The organism is Actinoplanes sp. M2I2 (genome assembly GCF_023544445.1).
In the GTDB taxonomy this organism is placed as follows: Bacteria; Actinomycetota; Actinomycetes; order Mycobacteriales; family Micromonosporaceae; genus Actinoplanes.
On the sequence record NZ_JALPVJ010000001.1, the window covers coordinates 715,131 to 738,707 of the forward strand.

16 protein-coding genes are annotated in these 23,577 nt (G+C 69.2%); 5 read left to right on the plus strand and 11 right to left on the minus strand.

Annotation, left to right across the window (positions count from 1 at the left end; genetic code table 11):
- Positions 1 to 61: 61 nt before the first annotated feature.
- The 4 genes from HJC40_RS03395 to HJC40_RS03410 all read right to left on the minus strand — a co-directional run bounded on the left by HJC40_RS03395 (position 62) and on the right by HJC40_RS03410 (position 7,382).
- Entirely contained in the window at positions 62 to 1,765 is a 1,704-nt protein-coding gene (locus HJC40_RS03395) for a ThuA domain-containing protein (protein ID WP_249998122.1), read from the minus strand.
- A 67-nt stretch (positions 1,766 to 1,832) separates the two neighbouring features.
- Positions 1,833 to 4,649 (minus strand): PQQ-dependent sugar dehydrogenase, encoded by a 2,817-nt coding sequence (locus HJC40_RS03400; RefSeq protein ID WP_249998123.1) that lies wholly within the window; start codon positions 4,647 to 4,649, stop codon positions 1,833 to 1,835.
- 277 nt (positions 4,650 to 4,926) lie between these two features.
- Entirely contained in the window at positions 4,927 to 6,702 is a 1,776-nt protein-coding gene (locus HJC40_RS03405) for a cell wall metabolism sensor histidine kinase WalK (protein ID WP_249998124.1), read from the minus strand.
- The gene (locus tag HJC40_RS03410) at positions 6,699 to 7,382 is read right to left on the minus strand and encodes a response regulator transcription factor (protein ID WP_249998125.1); all 684 of its coding nucleotides are present in this window, start codon (positions 7,380 to 7,382) and stop codon (positions 6,699 to 6,701) included. The genes HJC40_RS03405 and HJC40_RS03410 overlap by 4 nt, the downstream gene beginning before the upstream one ends.
- A 161-nt stretch (positions 7,383 to 7,543) precedes the next feature.
- Here HJC40_RS03410 and asnB point away from each other — a divergent pair, with 161 nt between their 5' ends.
- Together asnB and HJC40_RS03420 are read left to right on the plus strand one after the other, a co-directional pair.
- Positions 7,544 to 9,466: an asparagine synthase (glutamine-hydrolyzing) gene (gene asnB / locus HJC40_RS03415; protein WP_249998126.1), complete on the plus strand. Its 1,923-nt coding sequence runs from the start codon at positions 7,544 to 7,546 to the stop codon at positions 9,464 to 9,466.
- A gap of 54 nt (positions 9,467 to 9,520) precedes the next feature.
- On the plus strand, positions 9,521 to 10,957 hold the full coding sequence (locus tag HJC40_RS03420; RefSeq protein ID WP_249998127.1) for a Dyp-type peroxidase domain-containing protein: 1,437 nt from the start codon (positions 9,521 to 9,523) through the stop codon (positions 10,955 to 10,957).
- Here HJC40_RS03420 and HJC40_RS03425 read toward each other — a convergent pair.
- Positions 10,954 to 14,976, minus strand: coding sequence for a tetratricopeptide repeat protein (locus HJC40_RS03425; RefSeq protein ID WP_249998128.1), 4,023 nt, complete (start codon positions 14,974 to 14,976; stop codon positions 10,954 to 10,956). The two genes, HJC40_RS03420 and HJC40_RS03425, sit on opposite strands and share 4 nt — an antisense overlap.
- A 68-nt stretch (positions 14,977 to 15,044) precedes the next feature.
- Here HJC40_RS03425 and HJC40_RS03430 point away from each other — a divergent pair, with 68 nt between their 5' ends.
- On the plus strand, positions 15,045 to 15,653 hold the full coding sequence (locus HJC40_RS03430; protein WP_249998129.1) for a hypothetical protein: 609 nt from the start codon (positions 15,045 to 15,047) through the stop codon (positions 15,651 to 15,653).
- A gap of 311 nt (positions 15,654 to 15,964) precedes the next feature.
- On the opposite strand, the gene HJC40_RS03435 is transcribed toward HJC40_RS03430, so the two are convergent.
- From HJC40_RS03435 to HJC40_RS03450, 4 genes are read right to left on the minus strand one after another with little or no spacing between them, the layout of a single operon-like run.
- Positions 15,965 to 16,570 carry a hypothetical protein gene (locus HJC40_RS03435; protein ID WP_249998130.1) on the minus strand — a complete coding sequence of 202 codons (606 nt, stop codon included), beginning with the start codon at positions 16,568 to 16,570 and terminating at the stop codon, positions 15,965 to 15,967.
- Positions 16,571 to 16,585: 15 nt separating this feature from the next.
- A complete protein-coding gene (locus tag HJC40_RS03440; RefSeq protein ID WP_249998131.1) occupies positions 16,586 to 17,185 on the minus strand; it encodes a hypothetical protein in 600 nt (199 codons plus the stop codon).
- A gap of 15 nt (positions 17,186 to 17,200) precedes the next feature.
- Positions 17,201 to 17,800: a hypothetical protein gene (locus HJC40_RS03445; protein ID WP_249998132.1), complete on the minus strand. Its 600-nt coding sequence runs from the start codon at positions 17,798 to 17,800 to the stop codon at positions 17,201 to 17,203.
- A 16-nt stretch (positions 17,801 to 17,816) separates the two neighbouring features.
- On the minus strand, positions 17,817 to 19,283 hold the full coding sequence (locus tag HJC40_RS03450) for a Dyp-type peroxidase (RefSeq protein ID WP_249998133.1): 1,467 nt from the start codon (positions 19,281 to 19,283) through the stop codon (positions 17,817 to 17,819).
- Positions 19,284 to 19,557: 274 nt separating this feature from the next.
- Here HJC40_RS03450 and HJC40_RS03455 point away from each other — a divergent pair, with 274 nt between their 5' ends.
- Both HJC40_RS03455 and HJC40_RS03460 read left to right on the plus strand, forming a co-directional pair.
- Complete coding sequence (locus HJC40_RS03455) at positions 19,558 to 20,796, plus strand: MFS transporter (RefSeq protein WP_374271057.1); 1,239 nt, start codon at positions 19,558 to 19,560, stop codon at positions 20,794 to 20,796.
- A gap of 266 nt (positions 20,797 to 21,062) precedes the next feature.
- Positions 21,063 to 22,286, plus strand: a complete 1,224-nt coding sequence (locus tag HJC40_RS03460) for a PP2C family protein-serine/threonine phosphatase (protein ID WP_249998135.1) — start codon at positions 21,063 to 21,065, stop codon at positions 22,284 to 22,286.
- A gap of 10 nt (positions 22,287 to 22,296) precedes the next feature.
- Here the strand turns inward: HJC40_RS03460 and HJC40_RS03465 are convergent, their stop codons facing one another.
- Together HJC40_RS03465 and HJC40_RS03470 are read right to left on the minus strand one after the other, a co-directional pair.
- Positions 22,297 to 22,518, minus strand: coding sequence for a hypothetical protein (locus HJC40_RS03465; protein ID WP_249998136.1), 222 nt, complete (start codon positions 22,516 to 22,518; stop codon positions 22,297 to 22,299).
- 59 nt (positions 22,519 to 22,577) lie between these two features.
- Positions 22,578 to 23,546 carry a YafY family protein gene (locus HJC40_RS03470; protein ID WP_249998137.1) on the minus strand — a complete coding sequence of 323 codons (969 nt, stop codon included), beginning with the start codon at positions 23,544 to 23,546 and terminating at the stop codon, positions 22,578 to 22,580.
- Positions 23,547 to 23,577: the final 31 nt, after the last annotated feature.

The window sequence follows — 23,577 nt, forward strand, 5'->3', positions numbered from 1 at the left end:
TCCTCCTTTTGTTGCTGTGGTGCGCGGGCCGGGACCTTGTGGGTCCCGGCCCGCGGACGGCTCAGTTGCCGTAGACCTCGAAGGTGAAGAGGGAGTAGCCCCACGCCGTGGCGCGGGTGGTGCCCAGCACGCGGACGTACCGGGCCTGGGCATTGAGGCCGGTCAGGTCGTCCTCGCCGCCGTTGCCGCCGGTCACCGAGCGCTCGGTGGTCCAGGTGGTGCCGTTGGCCGAGGTCTGGATCTGGTACGCCGATCCGTACGCCGCCTCCCAGAGCAGGCGGACGCGGTTGACGTTGAAGGTGGCGCCCAGGTCGACCTGGACCCACTGCGGGTCCCCGAAGGCGCTCGACCACCGGGTCGTCGTCGAGGCGTCGACCGCGTTGGAAGCCGGGTAGGAACCGTTCTCGACGCTGGAGGCGGTGGCGGTCTTGTTGAGCGCCAGGTTGCTGACCGGCGGCTGCCCGGTCAGCTCCTTGACCCGGATGTTGCGGAACGCGGCCTGGTCGCCCGCGCCGTGGTTCTGGATGCCGATGTAGCCGTCCAGGTTGCGGGCCGGGTCGGTGTTGGTGAAGTCGTTGACGAGCCGGCCGTTGAGGTAGACCCGGATGCGCTGGCCCTCGACGAGCAGCTCATAGGTGTTCCACTCGCCGGCCGGGTTGAGCGCGGCGTCCCGGGCGGCCAGGTCGGCCGACTTGAACGTGTAGATCGCGCCGGTGGTGCGGTCGGCCGCGTCGGTGGCGTCGATCTGGATCTCGTAGCCCTGGTTGACGGCCACCCACGGGTCGTTGCTGGGGTTGGGGAAGCCGACGAAGATGCCCGAGTTGCTGTCGCCGGTGAGCCGCCAGTCGGCCTTCAGCGAGTACGACGTGAACGGCTTGGCCGAGTACCAGTAAAGACCCATGCCGCCGGTCGAGCTCAGCGTGGCGTCGCTGCTGGTGAAGCCGCCCGGCCCGGCCTGCGTCCAGCCGGTGGTGCTGCCGTTGTAGAGGGCGGTGTAGCCGGTCTCGGGCCGGCAGTCGGCCTTGGCCCGGTTGGCCGCGTAGCGGATGCCGCCGAGCAGGTGGGTGCGGAAGTTCGCCTCGGCGTACGAGGCCTGCGTGTGCCCCAGGCCGGTGTACCAGGAGCGCCCGCTGTCCATCGTCTTGCACCAGGCGATCGGGTGGTCGGCGCCCATCGAGCCGCCGGAGTACGTCGACTCGTCCAGGGTGGCCAGCACGTGCGCGGTGCTGCGCGGGTTGGTGCGGTAGTTGTAGAGCTCGTCCGTCCGGGTCCAGGCCTGCGGCAGGTGGGCCGTGCTCGCGTGCCCCCGGTCCTCGACCCGGGTGGTGACCTGCTGGATGGCCGGGTGCGACTGGAAGTACGCGCCGACCAGCTGACCGTAGAAGGGCCAGTCGTACTCGGTGTCGGCCGCCGCGTGCACCCCGGCGTAACCGCCGCCGCCCCGCACGTACGACTCGAAGGCCGTCTGCTGGGTCGCGTTGAGGACGTCGCCGGTGGTGTTGAGGAAGACGACGGTCTCGTACTGGGCCAGGTTGGCCGTGGTGAACGCGTTCGCGTCCTCGGTCGCGGTGACCGTGAAGTTGTTGGCCGCGCCGAGATCCCGGATGGTCTGGATGCCGACCGGGATCGCGTCGTGCCGGAAGCCGGCGGTCTTGGAGAAGACCAGGACGTCGTACGGGGCGTCGGCCGCGGTTGCCGGCGACGCCGTGAACGTGCAGGCGGCGAGGGCGACCAGGGTCGCCGCGCCGGCTACGAGCTTGCGCATGGAACCTCCTGTGACGGGGGTGGTGGGCGCCCGCTTGGGGGAACGGGCGCCCACTCCAGGGGGAAGGTCAGCTGCCGTACACCTCGAAGGTGAAGAGGGAGTAACCCCAGGCGGTGGCCCGGGTCGTGCCGTTGATCCGCACGTACCGGGCCTGGGCGCTGAGGCCGGTGTTGTCGTCCTCGGCGCCGTTGCCGCCGGTCACCGACCGGGCGGTGGTCCAGGTCGTGCCGTTGGTGGAGGTCTGGATCTGGTACGCCGAGCCGTAGGCGCCCTCCCACTGCAGGCGTACCCGGTTGACCGTGCGGGTCGCGCCCAGGTCGACCTGGATCCACTGCGGATCCGCGAACGCGCTCGACCACCGGGTGGTCGTCGAGGCGTCCACCGCAGCCGAGGCCGGGTAGGTGGCGCTCTCGGTGCTGGAGGCGGTGGCCGGCTTGTTCAGCGACAGCAGGCTGCTCTGGGCGGTGCCGGTGGTGAACGAGAAGCTGTCCACGTCGTACAGCGCGCCCGTGCCCGTCCCGGCGAACGTCAGGTAGAGCGACGTGGTGCCGGCCGGCGCCCCGCTGATCGTTCCGGTGACGGTGACGAACGTGTCCCAGGAGCCGGTCGGCGCCACGGCCGCCGAGCCGATCACGGTGCCGGTCGGCGATCCCGTCCGCAGCTGCAGCGTGCCGCCGATGCCGGCCGAGGAGACCCGGGCGCTGAACGACGTGGCGTTGTTCAGCTTGTACGGGTCGAACTGGACCCAGTCGCCGTTGTTGATGTCGCCGACGGTCTGTCCGCCCTCGGCCGACGTCTTGGTCATCTTGGCGACGCCCGACGACGTCTTGTAGTGCTCGGCCTGCCGTTTGCGCGGCGCCAGGATGTGCTGGGCGTTGCCGGTCAGCCCGCTCTTGTCGGTGTAGGTGGCGTCGAAGATCGGGAAGATGTTCGCGGCGTCGTCGTGCTCCCCGTCGGTGGGGATGGTGATCGTGCCGGAGCACCCGGTCTGCGAGGTGATCTGGTGACCGTGCTGGTCGTGGCCGAGCACGTAGGCCATGGTGACCTTCGTGCAGTCGATCGTGCCGTCCTCGGGGTCGGTGACCGTGACGCTCCACGGCACACTGTCGCCGAAGGATGCGAGCTGCCCGGCCGACGGGGTGTTGATGGTGACCTTCGGCGCGGTGTTGCCGACCGTGACGGTGACGCTCGACGAGCCGGTCGCGCCCTGCGGGTCCCGAACGGTCAGCGTCGCGGTGTACGTGCCGTTGGTGCTGTACGTCTTGGACGGGTTGGCCGCCGTCGACGTGGTGCCGTCGCCGAACGTCCAGGAGTGGGTCAGCGCCCCGCCCTCGGGGTCGCTGCTGCCGGCCGAGGAGAACGCCACGGTCAGCGGGGCCGACCCGGACGTCGGGGTGGCCGCGGCCTGGGCCGTCGGGGCCCGGTTGCCCCCGGCGACGTAGTCGTAGCGGTAGAGCGCCGAGTTGGCGTCGCCGTTGAAGTAGCCGGTGCCGTAGTCGAGGACGTAGAGCGCGCCGTCCGGGCCGAATGCCAGGTCCATGACCTGCTTGCCGTTCCACGGGAACGTGTCGATCGCCCCGCGCGTGCCGTTCGCGTTGACCACGGTCGGCTTGATCCAGCCGCGGCCGAACTCGCCGGCGAAGAACTGCCCGTCGAAGACCTGCGGGAACTTGGTCGTGGAGGGGTTGCTCGCGTTGTAGCGGTAGACCGGGCCGCCCATCGGCGACTCCGAGCCGCCGCCGAACTCCGGCGGGGAGCCCGCGTCGCCGGCGTACCGGATCCAGGCCGGCTGGGCCGGCGGCAGCGTGGTCAGGCCGGTGTTGCGGAACGAGTTGTTGGTCGGGCCGCCGGCGCAGTTGTACTTGGCGCCGGTCGCGCTGGTGGCGAAGTTCCACTCGTTGTAGGTCTCGGTGCTGGTGTTCGTGCCGGTGCAGTACGGCCAGCCGAAGTTGCCGGGCGCGGTGACCCGGTTGAACTCCACCTGCCCGGACGGCCCGCGGGTGGCCGACGTGGTGCCCGCGTCCGGTCCGTAGTCGCCGACGTAGACGACGCCGGTGGCCTTGTCGACGCTGATCCGGTACGGGTTGCGGAAGCCCATGGCGTAGATCTCGGGGCGGGTGTTGGCCGTGCCCGCCGGGAACAGGTTGCCGGCCGGGATCGAGTACGTCCCGTTGGCGTTGACCTTGATCCGGAGGAGCTTGCCGCGCAGGTCGTTGGTGTTGCCCGCGCTGCGCTGGGCGTCGTAGACCGGGTTGCGGTCGGTCCGCTCGTCGATCGGGGAGTAGCCGGCCGATTCGAACGGGTTCGAGTCGTCGCCGGTCGACAGGAAGAGGTTGCCGGCCGCGTCGAAGTCCATGTCGCCGCCCACGTGGCAGCACTGCCCGCGGTCGGTCGCCACGTCCAGCACGTTCACCTGGCTCGCCAGGTTGACCGAGAAGTCGGCGTTGAGGGTGAACCGCGACAGCCGGTTGACGCCGGCCCAGGTGGCCCAGTTCGCCGCCGTGCCGCTGGCCGGGGCATCACCGGCCGGCGTGTTCAGCGGAGGGGCGTAGAACAGGAAGATCTGCCGGTTGGTGGCGAAGCCGGGGTCGACCGCCACGCCCTGCAGGCCCTCCTCGTCGTGCGTGTAGACCGGGATGGTGGCCACGACCGCGGTGTTGCCGGCCGCGTCGGTGCGCCGCAGGGTGCCGTTGCGCGCGGTGTGCAGCACCGACCGGTCGGGCAGCACGGCCAGGCTCATCGGCTCGCCGGTCTCGGCGACGCCCTTGGCCAGCGTGACCTGCTGGAAGTCGGCCGGGTTGATCACCGCGGAGGCCGGGGTGGCCGGCCCGGCGGCGACCGTGAGGACGGAGGAGAACAGCAGAGCTGCCGTACCTATCGCCACTCTTCGATGGACTGGGGTGTTTTTCACGTGGTCCCTTCCTGACTCGAGTCGCCAGGCGGGGCGCGTGCCGCCGCGCCGCAGCCGGGGATTGCTGTGGCTCAGGCGTGTCCCGGCACGACGGTGGGGGAACCGACACGTACCGGAAACATTCCTGTAGTGGGCATCACGTTATGAACTAACGAACTGTCCTGTCCAGACTTTTGGATCGACCGGCATAACTTTTGCGTCATCCGTCGAAAGCAGCGCGCGGCTCTTCCGGCAAGATCGCCGACCGGCTTCAGGCCGACGGAAGCCGCACGCTGAAGGTGGTGCCCAGGTGGGGACGGCTGGCGACCTCGATGCGGCCGCCGTGATCGGTGACGATCCGGTGGGCGATGGTCAGCCCGAGTCCCGTGCCGCCGGTCGCGCGCTGGCGGGCCGGGTCGGCCCGCCAGAACCGGTCGAAGACGTGCGGCAGGTCCCCGGCGGCGATCCCCACGCCGGTGTCCCGGACCGAGAGCACCGCCTCGCCGTTCTCGACGGCCGCCCGCACCACCACCTGGCCGTCCCGGTCGGTGTAGCGGATCGCGTTGGTCAGCAGGTTGCCCAGCACCTGACGCATCCGGTCCTGGTCGGCCACGACCCAGACCGGCCGGGGAGCGTCGACCGTCAGCGCCACCCCGGCCTCGGCGGCCACCGCCAGCTGCGCGGTCACCCCGGCCGCGGCCAGCTCGGCCAGATCGGTCGGCGTCCTGGTGTAACCGAGGTCGCCCGCCTCGGCCAGCGCCAGCACCTGCAGGTCGTCGAGGATGCGGCCCTGCAGCAGCGTCTCCTCGTGCAGCGAGGTGAACAGCTCCCGGCTCGGCTCGATCACCCCGTCCGACAGGCCCTCCAGGTAGCCGCGGAGGTTCGACAACGGCGTCCGCAGCTCGTGCGCGACGTCGGCGACGAGCCGGCGCTGCCGCTCCTCGCTCTCCTGCACCGCGCGGGCCATGGCGTTGAACGACCGGGACAGCTGGGCCAGCTCGCCGTGCCCCTCGTCGCGCACCCGCACGTCGTGCTGGCCCGCGGCGAGCAGGATGGACGCGCCGGTGAGCCGGCGCACCGGGCGGCTGACCTGCCGGGCGATCAGGAACGTGCCGGCCAGCGCGACGACCAGCAGGCCGGCCGCGCCGATGAGGGCCGGTCCACCGAAGTCGGCGATCTCGACCGTGTTGCGGCCGCCGAGGTAGAGCAGCAGCGGCGGGGCCGAGCTCGTCACCACCGTGTCGTTGAAGGCGCCCCGCAGACAGGACGCGGAGGTCAGGTCGGCGTCCATGCCCTCGCTCGGTCGCACGCGCTGGCAGCGCAGCAGGAAGTCCCAGTAGCCCTGGAACCAGGCCTGGTCGCTCAGCACCCGGGACGTGGCCTTGCGCAGGCACGCCGGCGACGTCGTCAGCTGGTCGCGGTTCAGGTACGGGGCCCGGTCGAGCCCCAGCGCCGGCTCGCCCAGGGCGGCGTCGTTCAGGCAGCGCACCAGCACCAGGCCGGCCCGGTACTGTGCGGCCTGGCGGAGCGCGAGCACGTCCGGGCTCATGATCTCGGGGTCGGTCGGACCGGGCCCGAAGAGGTCCGTGAGGACGAGCTTCGTCTTGGCCAGACCGGTCGACGGTGGTAGCTCGAACGTCGGGGGCGCGGCGGGCACGGCGGGCGGCACGGACCCCGGCGTCACTCCGGGCAGTCGTGGGACCGGGAGCGGATCGATGTCGTAGGCCACCGCCTGGACCGGCCCGGACGTGCGGTTCGCTTCGGTGTCCGAGTCGACCAGCACGTCACCCTCGGCCGTCTGCAGCTGGATGTGCAGACCGGTGCGGTCGGCCAGGCCGGTCACCACCCGGTCGACCCCGGGCCACCGGCCGTGCCGCAGGCCGTACCGCTGGATCTCGGCGATGATCTCGGCCCGGTGCCGGCTCTGGTCGTCCAGCGCCTGCGTCACCCCGCGGGAGGTGAGGTTGAGGGTCAGCCAGGCCGTCGCGCCGATCGCCGTCGAGGCGACCAGCAGCACCAGGACGAAGATGCGGAGCCGGAAACTCAATGCTCGGCCATCCGGTAACCCCGGCCGTAGACGGTCTGCACATAGCGGGGCTCGGCCGGGTTCATCTCGATCTTGCGGCGCAGGTTGACCACGTGCGCGTCGACGGTGCGGGCCGAGACGTCGTGCTCGAAGCCGAACGTCTTGTCGATGATCTGGCCGCGGGTGAAGACCCGGCCCGGCTCGCGGGCCAGCAGCTCGAGGATGCCGAACTCCTTCGCGGTGAGCGTCACCGTCTCGCCGCCGACCCGCACCTCGAACCGGCCCGCGTCCACCTCGAGCTCACCCACGCGCACGATCGACGACGGTCCGTCGGCCGCCCCCACCCGCCGCAGCAGCGCCCGCACCCGGGCGGTCAGCTCGCGCGGGCTCACCGGCTTGGTCATGTAGTCGTCGGCGCCGACGTCGAGCCCGAGCAGCATGTCGTTCTCCGACGACCGCGCGGTGACCAGCAGGATCGCCACATCCGACTCGGCCCGCAGGATGCGGCACACGTCCAGGCCGTCGACCAGCGGCATCATCACGTCCAGCACGACCAGGTCGGGCTTGCGCGCCCGGGCCACGTCGAGCGCGGCCCGGCCGTCACCCACAGTGATCACCTGGTGTCCCTCCCGCTCCAGGTACAGGCGGATGAGCTGGGCCTGCTTGGGGTCGTCGTCGGCCACGAGGATGCGTGCGGTCACGCCGCGATTGTGACCGTGCTTCGCCACCCCGGCCAACGAATGTGAGATTCCGATGAAGTTCCTTCCCGATTGCGATATCCCAACAAGTTCTTCACAGCCGCCCGCCTACGTTTCCCGGCATCCGACCAGGGGAGTGAACGATGTGTGGGCTGAACGTCTTCGTGAGCAGTCGACCGGGTGCCGGGGCACCGGACCCGGCCACGGCGGAGGCCTTCGCCGCGTCGCTCGAGACGATGCACCACCGCGGACCCGACGACACCCGGATCGAGTTCACCGACGGGGCCGCGTTCGGTTTCAAGCGGCTGGCCATCATCGACCGGGCCGAGGCGGCCCAGCCGGTGCACTACCGGGACAGGTGGACCGTCGTCTTCAACGGCGAGATCTACAACTACCGGGAGCTGCGGGCCGAGCTGATCAACGACCACGGGGCCACGTTCGCCACCGAGGGTGACAGCGAGGTGCTGGCCGCGGCCTTCCACTTCTGGGGACCCGGGGCGCTGCCGCGACTGCGGGGCATGTTCGCCTTCGTGGCGTACGACGGGTTCACCGGCACGCTGCACGCGGCCCGCGACCAGTTCGGCATCAAGCCGCTCTACCTGCTGGAGACCGTCGACGGGCTGTTCCTGGCCAGCGAGCGCAAGGCGCTGCTGGCCTTCGCGGCCGGCTCCGGACCGTCGATCGACACCGACGCGCTCGCCCACTACTTCTCGTTCCAGTACGTGCCCGACCCGCTGACCCTGCACCGCCAGATCCGCCGGCTCCCGCCCGGGCACCGGCTGACCTGGACGGCCGCCGGCGGCGTACGCATGGAGCGTTACTTCCGGCCCAAGCTGCGCCCGCTGAACACCAGCGCCGAGGACGCCCAGACGGCCATCCGCGACGCCCTGCGCGACAGCGTGCGCAAGCACCTGCACGCCGAGGTGCCGGTCGGGGCGTTCCTGTCCAGCGGCGTCGACTCGTCGGCCATCGTCGCCCTGGCCCGCGAGGTCAAGCCCGACCTGCACGTGTTCACCGCCGGGTTCGCCGACGAGGGCTACTCCGAGATCGAGATCGCCCAGGACACCGCCGACCAGCTCGGCGTGCGGCTCACCCCGACCGTGGTCACCGAGGACGACGTGATCCGCGAACTGCCCCGCATCGTCCACCTGCTCGACGACCCGGTGGCCGACCCCTCGCTGATCCCGCTCTACTTCCTGGCCCAGACGGCGTCGCGCTACGTGACCGTCACCCTCTCCGGTGAGGGATCGGACGAGCTGTTCGGCGGCTACACCATCTACCGCGAGCCGATGTCGCTGTCCTCCATCGAACGGCTGCCCAACGGCGTGAAGCGCGGCCTGCGCGGCCTGGCCCACGCCATCCCCGAGGGGATGCGCGGCCGCAGCTTCCTCGAACGCGGCACGACGCCCATCGAGGAGCGCTACTACGGCAACGCCCGCATCTTCTCCCCCGAGGAGAAGGCCCAGCTGCTGCGCTTCACCGCCGACTCGCACACGGCGGTGACGGCCCACCTGTACGCGGAGACCGCCGACGTCGACGACACGGTCTCGATGCAGTACGTCGACCTGCACACCTGGCTGCCCGGCGACATCCTGGCCAAGGCCGACCGCATGTCGATGGCCCACTCGCTGGAACTGCGCGTCCCGTTCCTCGACCAGGCCGTCTACGCCGCCGCGGCCGGGCTGCCGACCGACCTCAAACTGCCGCCGCACAGCACCACCACCAAGCACGCGCTGCGCGAGGCGATGCGCGGCATCGTCCCCGAGTCGGTGCGCGAACGCCGCAAGCTGGGCTTCCCGACCCCGACCCGGCTGTGGCTCAAGGGCAGCATCGGCGACTGGGTCGGCGGCCTGATCTCGGGCTCCGCCCCGCGCCACCTGATCGACGTCGACTACGCGCTCAAGCTGCTCACCGACCACCGGGCCGGCGTGGCCGACAACTCCCGCAAGGTGTGGACGGTCGCCATGTTCAGCCTGTGGTGGGCCATCTTCGTCGACCGCACGATCCGCCCCGCCCCGCTGACCATCCCGGTGGCCCCGCTGCAGCGGGGAAACGACCGAATCACGACAGTCCTGACTGGTCAGTAGCAAGCCGGACTACCATCGGTCGCGCCGAACTCGACCGAAGGGGTGCCTCGAGCCATGGCGATTCCCGCTGATTCACCGCTGGCCCGTCCAGAGCAGATCCAGGGCAACATCCTGCGGCCGTTCGGCGGCGGCCATCAGGCTTTCCTGGCCCTGTCGTTCGCCAACGACCAGGCCGGAGCCCGGCGCTGGCTGGCCGGTGTCGCCAGCCGCGTCACCGGCACGGCCGGCGTCCCGCCCCGGGCTCCCCGCGGCGAGACGCGGCTGGCGCCCGGCACGACCCTGCTCAACGTGGGGCTCACCGCGTCCGGCCTCGTGCTGCTGCACCCCGAGACCGCGAGCCGGCTGGCCCCGTACGAGGCGTTCTGGGCCGGCCCGCTGGGCCCCCGGGTCGACGAGGCGGGCCGGCTCACCACCACGCCGGCGCTGGTCGGCGACACCGGCCGGAACGACCCCCAGACCTGGGTCGTCGGCGGCCTCGGCGTGCCGGTCGACGCGCTGCTGACGCTCGCCGCCGGCGACGAGGAGACGATCCGCGAGGTGGTGCGGAGCGAGCTGGCCGCCGCGACCGGCGCCGGCCTGAAAGAGCTCCACACCGAGTACGGCATCGTCCACCGCGACAAGGACGACGGGCACCGCATCGAGCACTTCGGCTTCGCCGACGGCATCTCCCAGCCGGCCGTCGAGGGCTTCCCCGACGACGAGGCCCGGTTCAGCTCGCCCGGCATCGCCGCGGGCGAGTTCATCCTCGGCTGCGCGGCCGAACGGCGCCCCCAGTCGTGGAAGCAGCGGCCGGTCCCGGCCCGCTGGATGCACGGCGGGTCGTTCCAGGTCTTCCGCAGGCTGGAGCAGGACGTGCCCGGCTGGTGGAAACGCATGGAGGAGTTCGCTGGGCCGGGCGAAACGGCTGAGGACGCGGCCGCGCGGGCGCTCGGCCGCCGGCTCGACGGCAAGCCGCTGGCCAAGCCGGACGCCCAGCCGGGCCAGGAGAACGACTTCACCTTCGCCGACGACCCCGACGGCGAGAAGACTCCGCTCTACGCGCACATCCGCAAGGTCAACCCGCGCGAGGACACGGTCTTCCGCGACCGCAACCACAAGATGCTGCGCCGGGGCCTGCCCTTCGGGCCGCTGTTCGACCGGGAGCGTCCCGACAGCGTAAAGCGCGGCATTCTCTTCAACTCCTACCTGACGAGCATCGAGGACCAGTTCGAGTTCATCCAGCGGCGCTGGGCCAACAACCCCGGCTTTCCCGCGAGCTCTCTGGCGGAGTACGGCCGGGTCGCGGCCGAGCCGCCCCGGATCGACGGCCTCGACCCGGTACTCGGGGACAGTCGCGAGGACGCGGCGAATCGCCTCCCCGCCGCCGTCGTCGAGGAAATGCCCAAGCCCGCGTACGGCGGTTTCGTGACGACGACCGGCGCGGTCTATGCTTTTGCGCCCTCCCTGCCGATCCTGCGTCGGCTTGCCGGCGACGATGACCTGGACGGCTAGGCAGCAGCGTGACGAGGAGTCCGATCGATGCGATGGAGCAGAGAATCCAGGCTGGGGCCACTGTCCGTGACGATCCACTGCGGCAGGGCCGGTAGAGGCGGCCCGGGTGCCAGACGCACGCCCGTGAGCCGACGATAAGCGTCCCGGTACTCCATTTTAGGCGCCCGCAAGTAGAGCCTCTTGTAGATGTCGGCCGCCACCTGTCGGGCGTCGTCGTCACGGGGATCGGCCTGCCAGGCGGCGTCCAGCAGCGCCGCTATCTCATGAGGCTCGGTCCAACGGTCGGCCGCCTTGCGCAGCGATCGGGCCGCGAAAGCGGGTTCGATCTCATTTCGTCCGACTCTCAGCAGGACCGCCAAGATGTAAGCGTTCACCTGTGTCTCCCGCTCGTCGTGCTCCTCGGCCACGCGCAAAGCCTCAGCGTTCAATCGCTCAGCCATGGCCGAACGGCCCGCGCTGAGGTGAAGACGGGCCAGCCGATGAAGCGACTCGCAGAGGTAGTGAGGCGCATCCAGCTCTCTTGCCAGTGGGATGACACGCTCCAGCAGACGCTGCGCCTCATCGAGGCGGCCCTCGGCGGCGGCGATCGCACCGAGACCGGTCACCTGATCGACGACTGGTATCCAGTCGCGCTGTTCGACAGTGACACGTAATGAGTACATGGCACATGCCTGCGCTCGCACGAAGTCGCCTTCGTCTCGATAGATCTCGCCCATGTTGCCGACGGTGATACCGGCGGTCGGCCGAGCACCGATGTCGCGGGCCACTTCCAGAGCCTGGCGGTACGACGTTATGGCCTCACCGTGATCTGCGTTGCGCCGAAACGCCACGCCCAGATTGCCGGCGCCGAACAGCATCCAGTGCCGGTCGTTGGCGCGCGAAGCCGTACTCAAGGCCTGTTGCAGATAATCGATGGCTTCTTCGGAACGGCCGGTGTTCAGCAGACACAGACCGAGATGGTTGAGAGCCGCACACATCGCGGGCAGGTCGCCGGACTCGGTGGCCATGGCCAGGTGCCGGTAAGCCATCGTGATGGCCTCGCCATACTCTCCCTGGCGATACAGCACGAAAGTCATCCGGTCCAAGGTCCGTGACAATCCGGTGGCGTCGCCGAGGCCCTGGAACCCGTTGAGAGCCCTTTCCAGCCAGCTCAGTGCCTCAGCGTGGGAGCCGGTATACATCAAGAGGTCGCCAAGCTGACGTTGCCCCGCAGCCACGATATCGCGGCGATCGGTCGCCTCTGCTGCCCGCATCGCAAGCCGGTAGTGACGCTCCGCTTCCGTCCATCGCCCGGTGAGGTGATGGACGGCGCCGATTCTGATGTGCAGTGCCGCCTGTTCCGCCTCAGGCAGGAGCGGGAGCAACTTCTCGTAGAAGTAGGTCGCAGCCTCGTTGGCGAAAATTGCTTCAGCGCGGTCGCCGGCCGCCCGGAACCAGATCCGCTGCTTGTCTGTCCGATCGGTGCGGGCGTAGTGGTGCGCGAGCAGGTCGACGTACTGCGGCAGGCGGTCGGAGAAGTTCGCCTCGATGAAGATTCCGGCCCTTTCGTGCAGGGTCGCCCTCGTGTCATAGGTCATGCTCTGATACGTCGTTTCCTGCGTGATCGGGTGCCGGAATTCGTACTCCGGCTCCGGCGCCGTTGTGACCTGCGGCGTGAGCTCCAGAACATGCAGCCGGCTCAGGTTGGCGGCGACCTGCGCCGGCGATCCCGCAGCCGGGTAGACCGACGAGATCCACGGCGGCCGAAAGCGGCGGCCGATCACGCTCGCCACTTTGATGGCGGCCTTCTCGTCGTCGGTGAGCTGATCGATGCGGGCCATCACCAGCCGCTGCAGGCTGTCAGGCAGGTGGAGAGCAGTCAGCCCGCGCCGGTCGGACGGGTCGACCCCGGTGCCGTGCAGATAAGCCACAAGTTCTTCGATGTAAAAGGCGTTTCCGCTGGCCTGCTCGTCGATCTGTCCGACGAGCTCATCAGCGATCTTCGCCAGGTGTCCGTATCGGTCACGTAATCGCTGTACGACCAGGCCCTGGGCATCTCTGCTCGTCATCTGACCGAGTCCCAGGCTTGTCATGTGGTCGGCCTCGGCCAGGGTGCCGGGCGCCGGCTCGCGCGAGGTGGCCAGCAGCAGGACCGGCAGCTCCGTGAGCCGGTCGGCGAGGAGGTTGAGCAAAGTCAGCGAGGCCGGGTCGATCCAGTGACAGTCCTCGAGCAGGAGGACAATCGGGTTGCGCGAGGCCCGGTCTCGAAGGCAAGCGAGCAGGGTCGAACGCAGCAGCACGTCACGACCAGTTTGATCCAACTGGGCGGTAAGGTCGTTTTCCGGCATCGGCAGGCCGATGACGGCGGCCACCAGAGGTGCTCGCTCGCCCGTGCCGTCGAAGCGGGCGATCTGCTCGGTCAGTACGGCTCGTTGCTGATCGAGCTCCAGGCTTGGATCCACTTCCAGCAATTCTCGCCAGATGGAGCGCCATACGAGATAGCTGGAGCTGGTTCCGTGCGATCGGCAACTACCGCCGTATCCGGTGAAACCGAGCGTGTCGCTCATGCGGCAAGCTTCGGCGGCCAGACGTGACTTGCCGATTCCCGCTTCGCCGTGCAGCCATACGATATTTCCTCGCCCGGCAAGTGTCTCGTGAACCAGTTGGCGCAGGCGAGCCATCTCAGTCGTGCGTCCGACCAGCGCTCCGGGCGTTGCGGGTGGTAGTGGCCGGGTGGGCGTGGACTCGAGCAGACCGCTGACGGGCCAGGCCGGCACCGGCTTGGCTTTTCCTTTGGCAGTCACGCTGATCTCGTCGCCGGCCACGGCGAGATTGCGAACGCGCTCGTACGTGGCTCTGTCGACGAGAAGGTGTCCCGGCGGGGCGGCTTGCATGAGACGGGCGGCCAGGTTGACCGCGTCCCCGACGACCGCGTACTCGCGACGGACATCGGACCCCACCTCCCCGCAGAAGACCGGCCCTGTAGTGACGCCACCGCTGTCGACGCCGCCGGACAGCTTCAGCAGCTCCAGGCCGCATCGGAGAGCACGCTCCTCATCGTCCTCATGGCTGACCGGTGTTCCGAAGACGGCGACGAGCACGGTGCCCTTGTCGTCGGCCATGAGATGACGCAGGTGTCCTCCGAACCGGTCGATGACCTTGACGCCGGCTGCGAGGTATCGCTGCAGGGCGTCGACGGTCGTGGGATCGTCGATCGACAGGTCGGGCAGTTGCACGAAGGCAGTGGTGACCTTACGGTGTTCGTTCACCAGTTCGTGCCGGCCGAAGCGCAGTCTGGTGCGGATCGCCGGATGCAAGAACGGTTCGATCAGCCCCTCCAGCTCAGTGGTGGACGGCGCCGGTGGGACGAAAGGGGGATCAGATGCCGTCGGTGGACCGGCAATCCTCCGCAGCGCTGAATCAACCACGACTTCACCGCGGTCGGCTTGGTGCAGAGCGTCGATCGCGCCTGTCAGGGCCGGGCCGGCGATCAGGTGCTGCAGTCGGGTTGCTGGATCGCCCAGGAGCATGAGAAGCACGGGTCCGGAGGCCAGCCCGACTCGGATCGTCAAGGACCGTGCGCCGTCCGGTGTCGGTACGGGAGGAACCTCTGCGGTGGCCTCCCTGATCAAGTCGGCGCAACGGATCGCCCTGCGTGCCACAGCTGACGCCGTCTCCGGCGTGTAATCGAACATGCCGACCAGGGCGTCCCCGGCGAAGTCCACCACGCTGCCACCGGACGCGGCGACGGCATCGGCAGTCACCGCGAACCAGCGGTTGATGATGCGGGTGAGTTGCTCGGTGCCGAAGGCGCCCGTATTGGCGAAGCTTTCAGCCAAAGCGGTGAACCCGGCGACGTCGGCGTAGAGGACGACAGCGTCGGCGCGCTGCGTCACTGGCGGGTTGCTGACACTTTCGGCAGTCAGAAGCAGCCGCAGCGTATGTTCGGGCAGATAGGACCGCCAGGTCGTGGCCAACTCGCTCACGATCTGGGACGGAGGATCCCTCTGCGGCTCCTGCGTCACGCTTTGTGCGGCCACCCTTCGGATCGTACTGTCGGGGATCAATCATCACTCTCAGCGAGTCTGTCGCCAATGGGGGATCAATCATGTCTGTGGGCCTCAGCGACGCCGCCTTCGAACTCTCCGGTGCGTGCGTCCACTCGCTCCGATTCGCGTTCGGAGCCCCGCTGGGATATCCGAGCGGCCTGCGGCTGGCGGAAAGCCGCGAAAGCCTGCCGCCGGCACTGTTCCGCCGGATCCAGGCAGTATCGCCGCCGCCGACGCGGGCCGGGGAGCCTTGGCACCAAGGAATGACGCTTGCCGGGCAGCCCTTCCAACCTCAGGGCGCTGTCGACAAGCTCGCCGAAGTCATCTGCGACGAGGGCATCCCGTCGCTCGATGCGGCAGCCCCCGGCGCCGTGGTGCTCGACGAATGGTTCCGGGTGGGTCAGCAGCAGAAGGACATCGACTTTCCGGGCCGCGATCACGGCCGGTACTTGCTCTCGATCAGCTACTGGAGCCCGGTCCCTGAGGGCCAGGCAGCCACTCGCAAGACTGTGGCCTACTACGACGACACGTATGAGATGACCTGGACCCGCCCGGTGAAGGTCGGGGACTGGGTGGCAGTCAGCTTCGACGCCTTCTTCCCTCCGGAGCGCGACAGCGCCGAGGTCATCGTCCCGATCAGCGAATGCGACGAGATCTGCCGAGCTTGAGCGATCCGCTCGACCGTATCCGGCAGATTGCTGCCTGGCGATTCGTAGCGTCAGGGTGAAGCCCTCCGCGAACATGTCGCCTGCCCGCTCGATCGCTCACGCAGAGTGTCGTTGCGCCGTTGGCCAGCTAAGACCGGCGGGCCCGGCAACGGGTGCCGTCCCAGGCACTGTTCCCGCCGCGGCGCGGCTCCGCTCCAAGCCGCTGACCGACATGCCGGCCGTCACGAGCGGCTCAGGCGAACAGTGAGCCGGTGGATGGCGCGTAACCATCGGCCGGCGCCATCACGACGCCAGCCGTCCGCCCCCGGCAGCTACTGAGAGCTGGTGCAGAGTTGGTCGCATTCGCCGAGGGGGATGAGGATGTCGGCGCTGTCGCGGTCTTTGGGGAAGAAGTCGTCGAAGCTGACGGCGACCCAGTCGGTTTCGGGTTTCTGGGTCCATTCGACGCGGTGGGTGGCGTAGTAGTCGACGGTTTGGGTGATGGTCTGGCCGGTGGCCTCGGCGGGGTTCCAGTAGGGGATGGAGAGCAGGAGTTTGTTCTGGTCGTCGCCGGGTGCGGTGATGGTGTGTTGCTGGCGGGGGACGTCGAACATCCAGTTGAGGATGACGGTGTCGGGTGCTGGTTGGTCGAGGTTGGTGGCTCCTTCGGGGTGTTTGATGTCGGCGAGCCGGTCGTGTGGGCCATCGGGGTCGAAGGGTTGGCCGTCGAGGGTGAGGCCGGTTTGCCAGGGCGCGCCTTGGCGGGTGGGCGGCGGTGAGGCGGCCTGGATGCGGCGGAAGAGTGCCGGGGGAGGGTTTTCGTCGGCCATTTCTGCGGGTGCGTAGGGGTAGCCGACGGGTGCTGCGAAAGAGAAACGTAGTGAGTGCTGGCATGCTCCGTGCAACTCGAAAGCTGCATCACTGCTCCACACAGTCATTTCAGTCTCCTGTTCTTAGTTTCGGCAGAGTTGGTCGCATTCGCCGAGGGGGATGAGGATGTCGGCGCTGTCGCGGTCTTTGGGGAAGAAGTCGTCGAAGCTGACGGCGACCCAGTCGGTTTCGGGTTTCTGGGTCCATTCGACGCGGTGGGTGGCGTAGTAGTCGACGGTTTGGGTGATGGTCTGGCCCGTGGCTTCGGCGGGGTTCCAATACGGGATGGAGAGCAGGAGTTTGTTTTCGTCGTCGCCGGGTGCAGTGATGGTGTGCTGGTGGCGAGGAATGTCGAACATCCAGTTGAGGATCACGGTGTCGGGCGCCGGGGTATCCAAGTTCGCGGCGCCTTCAGGGTGCTGCACGTGGGCGAGCCGGTCCGTCGGCCCGTCCGGAAGAAACGGCTTGCCGTCGAGGGTCAGGCCGGTGTGCCACGGCGCGCCCTGGCGGGTGGGTGGCGGGGAGGCGGCTTGGATGCGGCGGAAGAGCACCGGGGGAGGGTTTTCGTCGGCCATTTCGGCGGGTGCGTAGGGATAACCGACGGGTGCTGCGAAAGAGAAACGCAGGGAGTGTTCGCACGCTCCGTGCAACTCGAAAGCTGCATCACTGGTCCACACGGACATTTCAGTCTCCTGTTCTTAGTTTCGGCAGAGTTGGTCGCATTCGCCGAGGGGGATGAGGATGTCGGCGCTGTCGCGGTCTTTGGGGAAGAAGTCGTCGAAGCTGACGGCGACCCAGTCGGTTTCGGGTTTCTGGGTCCATTCGATGCGGTGGGTGGCGTAGTAGTCGACGCTTTGGGTGATGGTCTGGCCCGTGGCTTCGGCGGGGTTCCAGTAGGGGATGGAGAGCAGAAGTTTGTTTTCGTCGTCGCCGGGTGCAGTGATGGTGTGCTGGTGGCGAGGAATGTCGAACATCCAGTTGAGGATCACTGTGTCTGGTGCCGGGGTATCCAGATTCGCGGCGCCTTCAGGATGCTGAACGTGGGCGAGCCGGTCGGTCGGCCCGTCCGGAAGGAACGGCTCGCCGTCGAGGGTGAGGCCGGTTTGCCACGGCGCGCCTTGGCGGGTGGGCGGTGGTGAAGCGGCTTGGATGCGGCGGAAGAGTGCCGGCGGTGGGTTTTCGTCGGCCATTTCTGCGGGTGCGTAGGGGTAGCCGACGGGTGCTGCGAAAGAGAAACGCAGGGAGTGCTCGCATGCTCCGTGTAATTCGAAACCTGCATCACTGGAAAACACAGTCATTTCAGTCTCCTGAGATCTATGTCAGAGCATTAAGCGACACATTTTCTGACAGCAGATGCAGTGCCGCACGGGAAGGCGCGAATGCGTACACAGAACCGGTGGTGGTGACGAAGCCGCCGAATGCCAGTGGGTGCACATCCTTGACTGCGTCGCCGTGACGACGGTGCGCCGCGTCGGCGCTGTAGCCGATCACCGGGTCCATGCCGTCGACGCGGTCGGCCGCCGCGCCGGGCTCCAGGTCGAACTTCGCGATCAGACGTGACGGGAACTTGTGATCGTTCGCCCAGCAGCGTTGGAGGAACTCGAACTGATCTTCGATGCTGGCCATGTACGCGTTGAAGAGCATTCCCCGCTCGCTGCCGTCGGGGGCCGTGCGGTCCATCGGCGGCCCGAACGGAATGCCCCGCCGAAGCAGCTTGTGACTACGGTCCCGGAACATTTCGTCGCGCCGGGGGTTCATTTTCCGAATGTGGGCGTAGAGCGGCGTCCGGTCGCCGTTCTCATCACCCTGAAAGTTGAAGTCGTTCGGGTCGTTCGGATTGGCGTCGTGCGCAAGGGGTGTGCCGTCCAGGCGCCGGCCGACGGCCCGGGCGGCGACGTCCTCGGGTGAGGTGTTGTCGTCGCTCAGCTTCTCCATCTTGTCCCACCAGCCGGCCACGTCCTGCCGAAGCCGGCGGAAGACGTGGAAGGAGCCACCCCGCATCCAGGCCGCCGGCGTGGGCCGAGACCCGAGAGTGAGCGGCCGGCGTTCGCCGGTGAGGCCGAGCACGAACTCTCCGGCCGCCACGGACGGGGAGCCGGCCGCGGCGCCGTCGACGCCACGGACTCCAGGATTGGAGATGCCCTCGACAAAGCCGAAGTGCTCGATCGGCTTTCCGTCAGCATTGCGCAACACGGTGCCGTACTGCTCGAGAGGGCCGTCCCCGTCCGATCCGGCGATGGGCATGACCACCAGGCCCGCGTCGGTGGCTTGCTGTCTTTCCCGAGCGACCCTGGCGTGGAGTGTCTGCTCATCGTCGGCGGCGAGGGACACCAGGGCGTCGACCGGTGCGCGCCGGACGCCGCCGACCACCCACGTCGTCGGGTCGCTGTCGCCCACGTCGCCGAGTAATGCGGGCGTGCTGGTGATGCGGCCGCTCTCGTCGAGCCGGTTGCCGAGCGGTCCCTTCCAGAACGCCTCGAAGGCCACGAGGTCGTCGGCCGCCTCGGGGTGGAGGGTGACCAGTCCGGTGGCGGTGAGGCTGACGCCCATCAGCGTTCGGCCGGGCGGGATGTGGGTGCCGTCGCGAGCCGCGAGCACATCGGCTGTGCAGTCGACCCGGGCGGCCGCCGCGGCGAGCCACTCGCGCGCCCTGGTGCGGCTGCTGCCGAAGGAAAGGAACACGAAGGCCTGGTGACGGCCGTCGAAGGGTTGCAGGATGTTGCCTTGAATCTGTCGGGGATCAGCGATCTGCGCGTCGAGGTCGTGGAGGCTTTCCGCCATGAACCCTCCCAGGGGTCGGCCTGGTCTGTCCACTGCGGAGCTTAGGTGCTCGCCGACTCGTTCGGTGCCCCCTCACCGGACAATTCTTCTTCACCCCGGTGTCACGGCGAAGCCGGGGTGGACTCGAGACGGCGACGGTCATAAGATCGGCGCTCCTGAATAGATTCCGTGTCAAGCCGGGGTTCTCACGGCATGGGGGTGCGTCCTGACCACGGAAGCGGACGTCGCCGAGCAGCCACGCGACAAGGACCCCGAGGGGCACCGCAAGGGTGGGATTCGATTTCCCGTCGGTGTGTGGTTGCTGCTCTCCGGGGACCTGGTCCTCGCGATGGGCGTCGGGCTGACCCAGCCGTACGCCGTCGTGCTGCTCCACGAGGTGCGAGGATTCTCGCTCGCCGTGTCGACCGGCATCTGGGCGCTCGGTCCGGTCATCACCATCGTGGGCAACGCCGTCGCGGGGCCGCTGATCGATCGACGTGGCGGCCGGCTGGTGATGGTCACCGGCCTGGCCATCGTCGGCGCCGGCCTGCTGGTCCTCGCGTACGGCCCCGGTCTGGTCTCGGCGGTAGCCGGCGTCATGATCGGGGGTCTGGGCTGGTCGTTGGTGATCCCCGCCATGGGCACGCGCCTGGCGATTCTGGCTCCGGAAAGCATCCGATCGCGCGTTTTCACCTTTCAGTACGTGATCATGAACCTCGGCATGGCGATCGGCGCCGCTCTGGGTGCGGTTGCCCTCGCCCGGATGCCGCCCGACACCGAGACGGGGAGGTTCGTCCTTCCCCTGCTCTGGGTCGTTGGCGCGTTCACCTGCGTGGTGGCAATCGTCCTGTCCATGTTCGCCGGCCGCCAGATGCCGTTGAAGTCCCAGGACGACCACGTGCGGCGGGGCGGTTACCGGCGTGCTCTGCGCGACCGCACGCTGCTGCGCGTTCTCGGCGCCTCGGTGCTGCTCTCCACGGTCGGTCTCGGGGTCTACAACGCCGCTCCCTCGGTGCTGGCACTGGCGGCAGATGACCCGGCGGCGCTGGGATGGGCGGGTGTGGCCAACGCCGCCGCCGTGGTCGTCGGGGCACCGATCGCCCTGCGGCTCGCCAATCGCATCTCGGCACGCACCGCCCTGCTCTGTACGGCGGCGCTGTGGGCGCTCGGTTGGGCGGTCTGCATTCCGACCGTGTTCGGTATGGGGTTGAACACTCGAGCGGCTTTGACGGTGGCCTCGGTGCTCATCGGCTTCGGGGAGCTCCTGCTCGCCGGGGCCATACCCACCCTTGTGAACGGGATAGCACCCGACGACCTGCGCGGGCGATACAACGCTTTGGCAAGTCTCTCGCAGACCCTCGGCCTGGCGGCGGGACCGTTGCTGACTTCGGCGGCCGTAGTCGCGCGATCGACCGACTATCTGCTCTACACCACGATCGTCCTGGCCGGATTGGCCTGTCTGTTGCTGGTGCTGAACCCTGTCCGTGTCACACCAGAACCGTCAACGGAGGTCGGCGACAAGGGCGTGGTCTGAGCCGTCCCTGACGAACGTCCGCGGCGGTATGCGCGCCGGCCATCCGCATGGATCGGTGCCGAGGGGCAAGTGGCGTGATCGTCCGGTCGGCAGCCGCCGGGTGCATCTAGCCATGTTCCCGCTGAAATCGGGAGTCAACCGGCGTCACTGACTGCGTGAAACAGGCGACTGAGGCGGTTTCCAGGGGACACGACAGTAAAATGGCGGATGCACGGGCGCGCTTCGGTCGGCAGGCTCTTAACCACGAACCTGGGGGGAGCAGACCGATGGTGACCGAGCGAAATCCCGTCCTGATGGAACGCACCGTGCAGAGCGACGCGGCCCTGCGCCGCAGCCGGCTGCTGTTGCACGCCAGTGAGGCGCTGGCTTCCACCTCCACCACCGCCGACGTCCTCGTGACCGTTCCGGCGCTGTTGTGTGAGGCCTTGTCGGCGACGCACGTCGCTGTGGTGCTGGCCGGCATCACCCCGAGCCCGCGGGGCGGCGCGGCCACGGTGGTGTCCGACGCGCTGACCGGGGCGGCCATCCGGGACCGTCACTCTCAGTACTACGAGAGCACCATGGACCTGACGGTCGTCCACCCGGGACTGGCCGAGAGCATCGACGAGCTCGGCTGGCAGGCGGCGGTCTGCGCCCCGCTGCCCGACCTGGCCGGCGCCGTGCTGATCGCCTGGGACGAGCCGCAGACGTTCTACGTCTTCGACCGGGCGGTCATCGCCACGCTGGCCCTCTACATCGGGCAGGCGCTCGACCGGGCGGTCAAGCACGACGCCCGCGCCGCGGTCAGCGAGACCCTCCAGCGGGCGATGCTGTCGCCGCTGCCCGACCTCGACGACTACGACCTGGCCGCCTACTACCGGGCGGCGACCTCGCAGCGGGTCGGCGGCGACTGGTACGACGTGATCCCCGGCCCGAACGACCGGCTGGCCCTGGTCATCGGCGATGTCGTCGGGCACGACACGGCGGCCGCGGCGAAGATGGGGCAGTTGCGCAACATGCTGCGGGCCTACCTGGTCGACCGCCGCGAGCCCCCGTCCGCGCTGCTGCGCCGGCTCGACGCGGCCAACCACGCGCTGGGCGAGCCGACCATGGCCACCGCCGTCGTGGCCTTCATCGACCGGGCGCCCAACGGCGGTCACCGGCTGCGCTGGTCGAACGCGGGCCACCCGCCGCCGGTGGTCATCCAGCCGGACGGCCAGGTGCGCCCGCTGACCGGCAACGACATGCTGCTGGGGGCGCGGCGCGGCTGTCCCCGGCACACGTACACGGCTCCGCTGGCGGCCGGCTCGACGGTGCTGCTGCACACCGACGGGCTGGTGGAGAACAGGGCCCACAACATCGACGAGGGGTTCGCCCGCCTCTACCGCCGCCTGAGCATCCGGAACTTCGGCATGCCGCGGGACCTGCTCGCCCGGCTGGCCGGTGAGATGCCCGGCGACCGGGCCGACGACATCGCCATGCTCGCCGTCCGCATCCCGGGCCGGCTGTGAACGGGGGTCGTCAGCGGGTGCGCGGACGCCGGGCGTAGGTCTGGTCGACCCCGCCGGGCCGGGCCTGGCACCGCCATCGGCGATGCGCGCGCGGCACCCGGACCACGTGGTCGCCCGAGGGCGCCGGCACGTCGTCGCTCGGGGGCGCCGGCCGGCGGGGACACCCGAGGCGGCGCGCGGCCAGCCATCGGGCCCAGATCTCGCGTCGGGGCGGGACGTCTCGGCGGAACATGCGATCACCATAGGCGGGCCGGCGCCCCTGTAGGTGGCCGCGTCGCTCCCAGGATCGGCCTACTGCTCGTAGCGGGTGACGATCTCGGCGGCGCGGTCTCTCAGGGACGTCCGCAGCCAGGGCGGGGTCAGGGCCTCCGCGTACGGGCCGAGCCGCCACAGCGCCCACTCGGCGTGCCTTCGATCCTGGAAGGTCACCTCCAGCCGCAGCCGGCCGTCCTCCTCGGTCTGCTCGGTCAGGACGGCCAGCGCGGTGCCGACCAGCTCCTCGCGGCGCGCCGGTTCGACCCGCGCGAGCACGGTGACCTGGTCGCCACCGGTCCGGAACCGGAGGCCGCGCTCCTGCCAGACCCGGTCCAGATCGACGTGCTCCGGTCGCCGGGCCGGCTCGTCGAGTTCCTCGGCGGCCAGGATCCGTGACAGCCGGTAGGTGCGGTCCGCGCCCGACCTCGTGGCCAGCAGGTAGCCCTGGCCGCGCACGGTGACCAGGCCGATCGGGTCGACGCTGCGCCACTGCGGGGGCTGGTCGGCCGCCGCGTAGTGGATCCGCAGCCGGCGCCCGGCGAGGACGGCCCGCCGGACCTCGTTCATCATCGGGCCGGGCAGCTCCTCGGTGACCAGCCGGCGGGAGAGCAGGTCGGTCTCGGGTTCGATGAGCAGACGCCCGGCCACCTCGGCCGCGACGTCCTGGTAGGTGCCGGGGAGCGCGTCGACCACCTTGAGCATCGCCGACGCGAGGGCCGAGCCGAGGCCGAACGCCTGGGCGCCGGGCCGCGAACCGGCGACCAGCAGGGCGATCGCCTCGTCGTCGGTGAGCCCGGTCAGCTCGGTGCGGAAGCCGGGCAGCAGCGCGAACCCACCGTGCCGGCCGCGTTCGGCGTAGACCGGGACGCCGGCCGCGGACAGGGCGTCGATGTCTCGCAGCACGGTGCGGGTGGACACCTCGAGGTCGCGGGCCAGCGCGGTCGCGGACAGCCGGCCGTGCCGGCGCAGCAGCAGCACCAGCGAGACCAACCGGTCGGCTCGCATGGGCGGATTGTGTCAGAAATACATGACACAG

Bases quoted from the DNA above. Each gene is read 5' to 3' on its own strand.
- HJC40_RS03435 (WP_249998130.1), bottom strand. From the start codon at position 16,570: ATGACTGTGTGGAGCAGTGATGCAGCTTTCGAGTTGCACGGAGCATGC.
- HJC40_RS03470 (WP_249998137.1), bottom strand. From the start codon at position 23,546: ATGCGAGCCGACCGGTTGGTCTCGCTGGTGCTGCTGCTGCGCCGGCAC.
- HJC40_RS03465 (WP_249998136.1), bottom strand. From the start codon at position 22,518: ATGTTCCGCCGAGACGTCCCGCCCCGACGCGAGATCTGGGCCCGATGG.
- HJC40_RS03450 (WP_249998133.1), bottom strand. From the start codon at position 19,283: ATGGCGGAAAGCCTCCACGACCTCGACGCGCAGATCGCTGATCCCCGA.
- HJC40_RS03445 (WP_249998132.1), bottom strand. From the start codon at position 17,800: ATGACTGTGTTTTCCAGTGATGCAGGTTTCGAATTACACGGAGCATGC.
- HJC40_RS03460 (WP_249998135.1), top strand. From the start codon at position 21,063: ATGGTGACCGAGCGAAATCCCGTCCTGATGGAACGCACCGTGCAGAGC.
- HJC40_RS03430 (WP_249998129.1), top strand. From the start codon at position 15,045: ATGTCTGTGGGCCTCAGCGACGCCGCCTTCGAACTCTCCGGTGCGTGC.
- HJC40_RS03440 (WP_249998131.1), bottom strand. From the start codon at position 17,185: ATGTCCGTGTGGACCAGTGATGCAGCTTTCGAGTTGCACGGAGCGTGC.
- HJC40_RS03395 (WP_249998122.1), bottom strand. From the start codon at position 1,765: ATGCGCAAGCTCGTAGCCGGCGCGGCGACCCTGGTCGCCCTCGCCGCC.
- HJC40_RS03420 (WP_249998127.1), top strand. From the start codon at position 9,521: ATGGCGATTCCCGCTGATTCACCGCTGGCCCGTCCAGAGCAGATCCAG.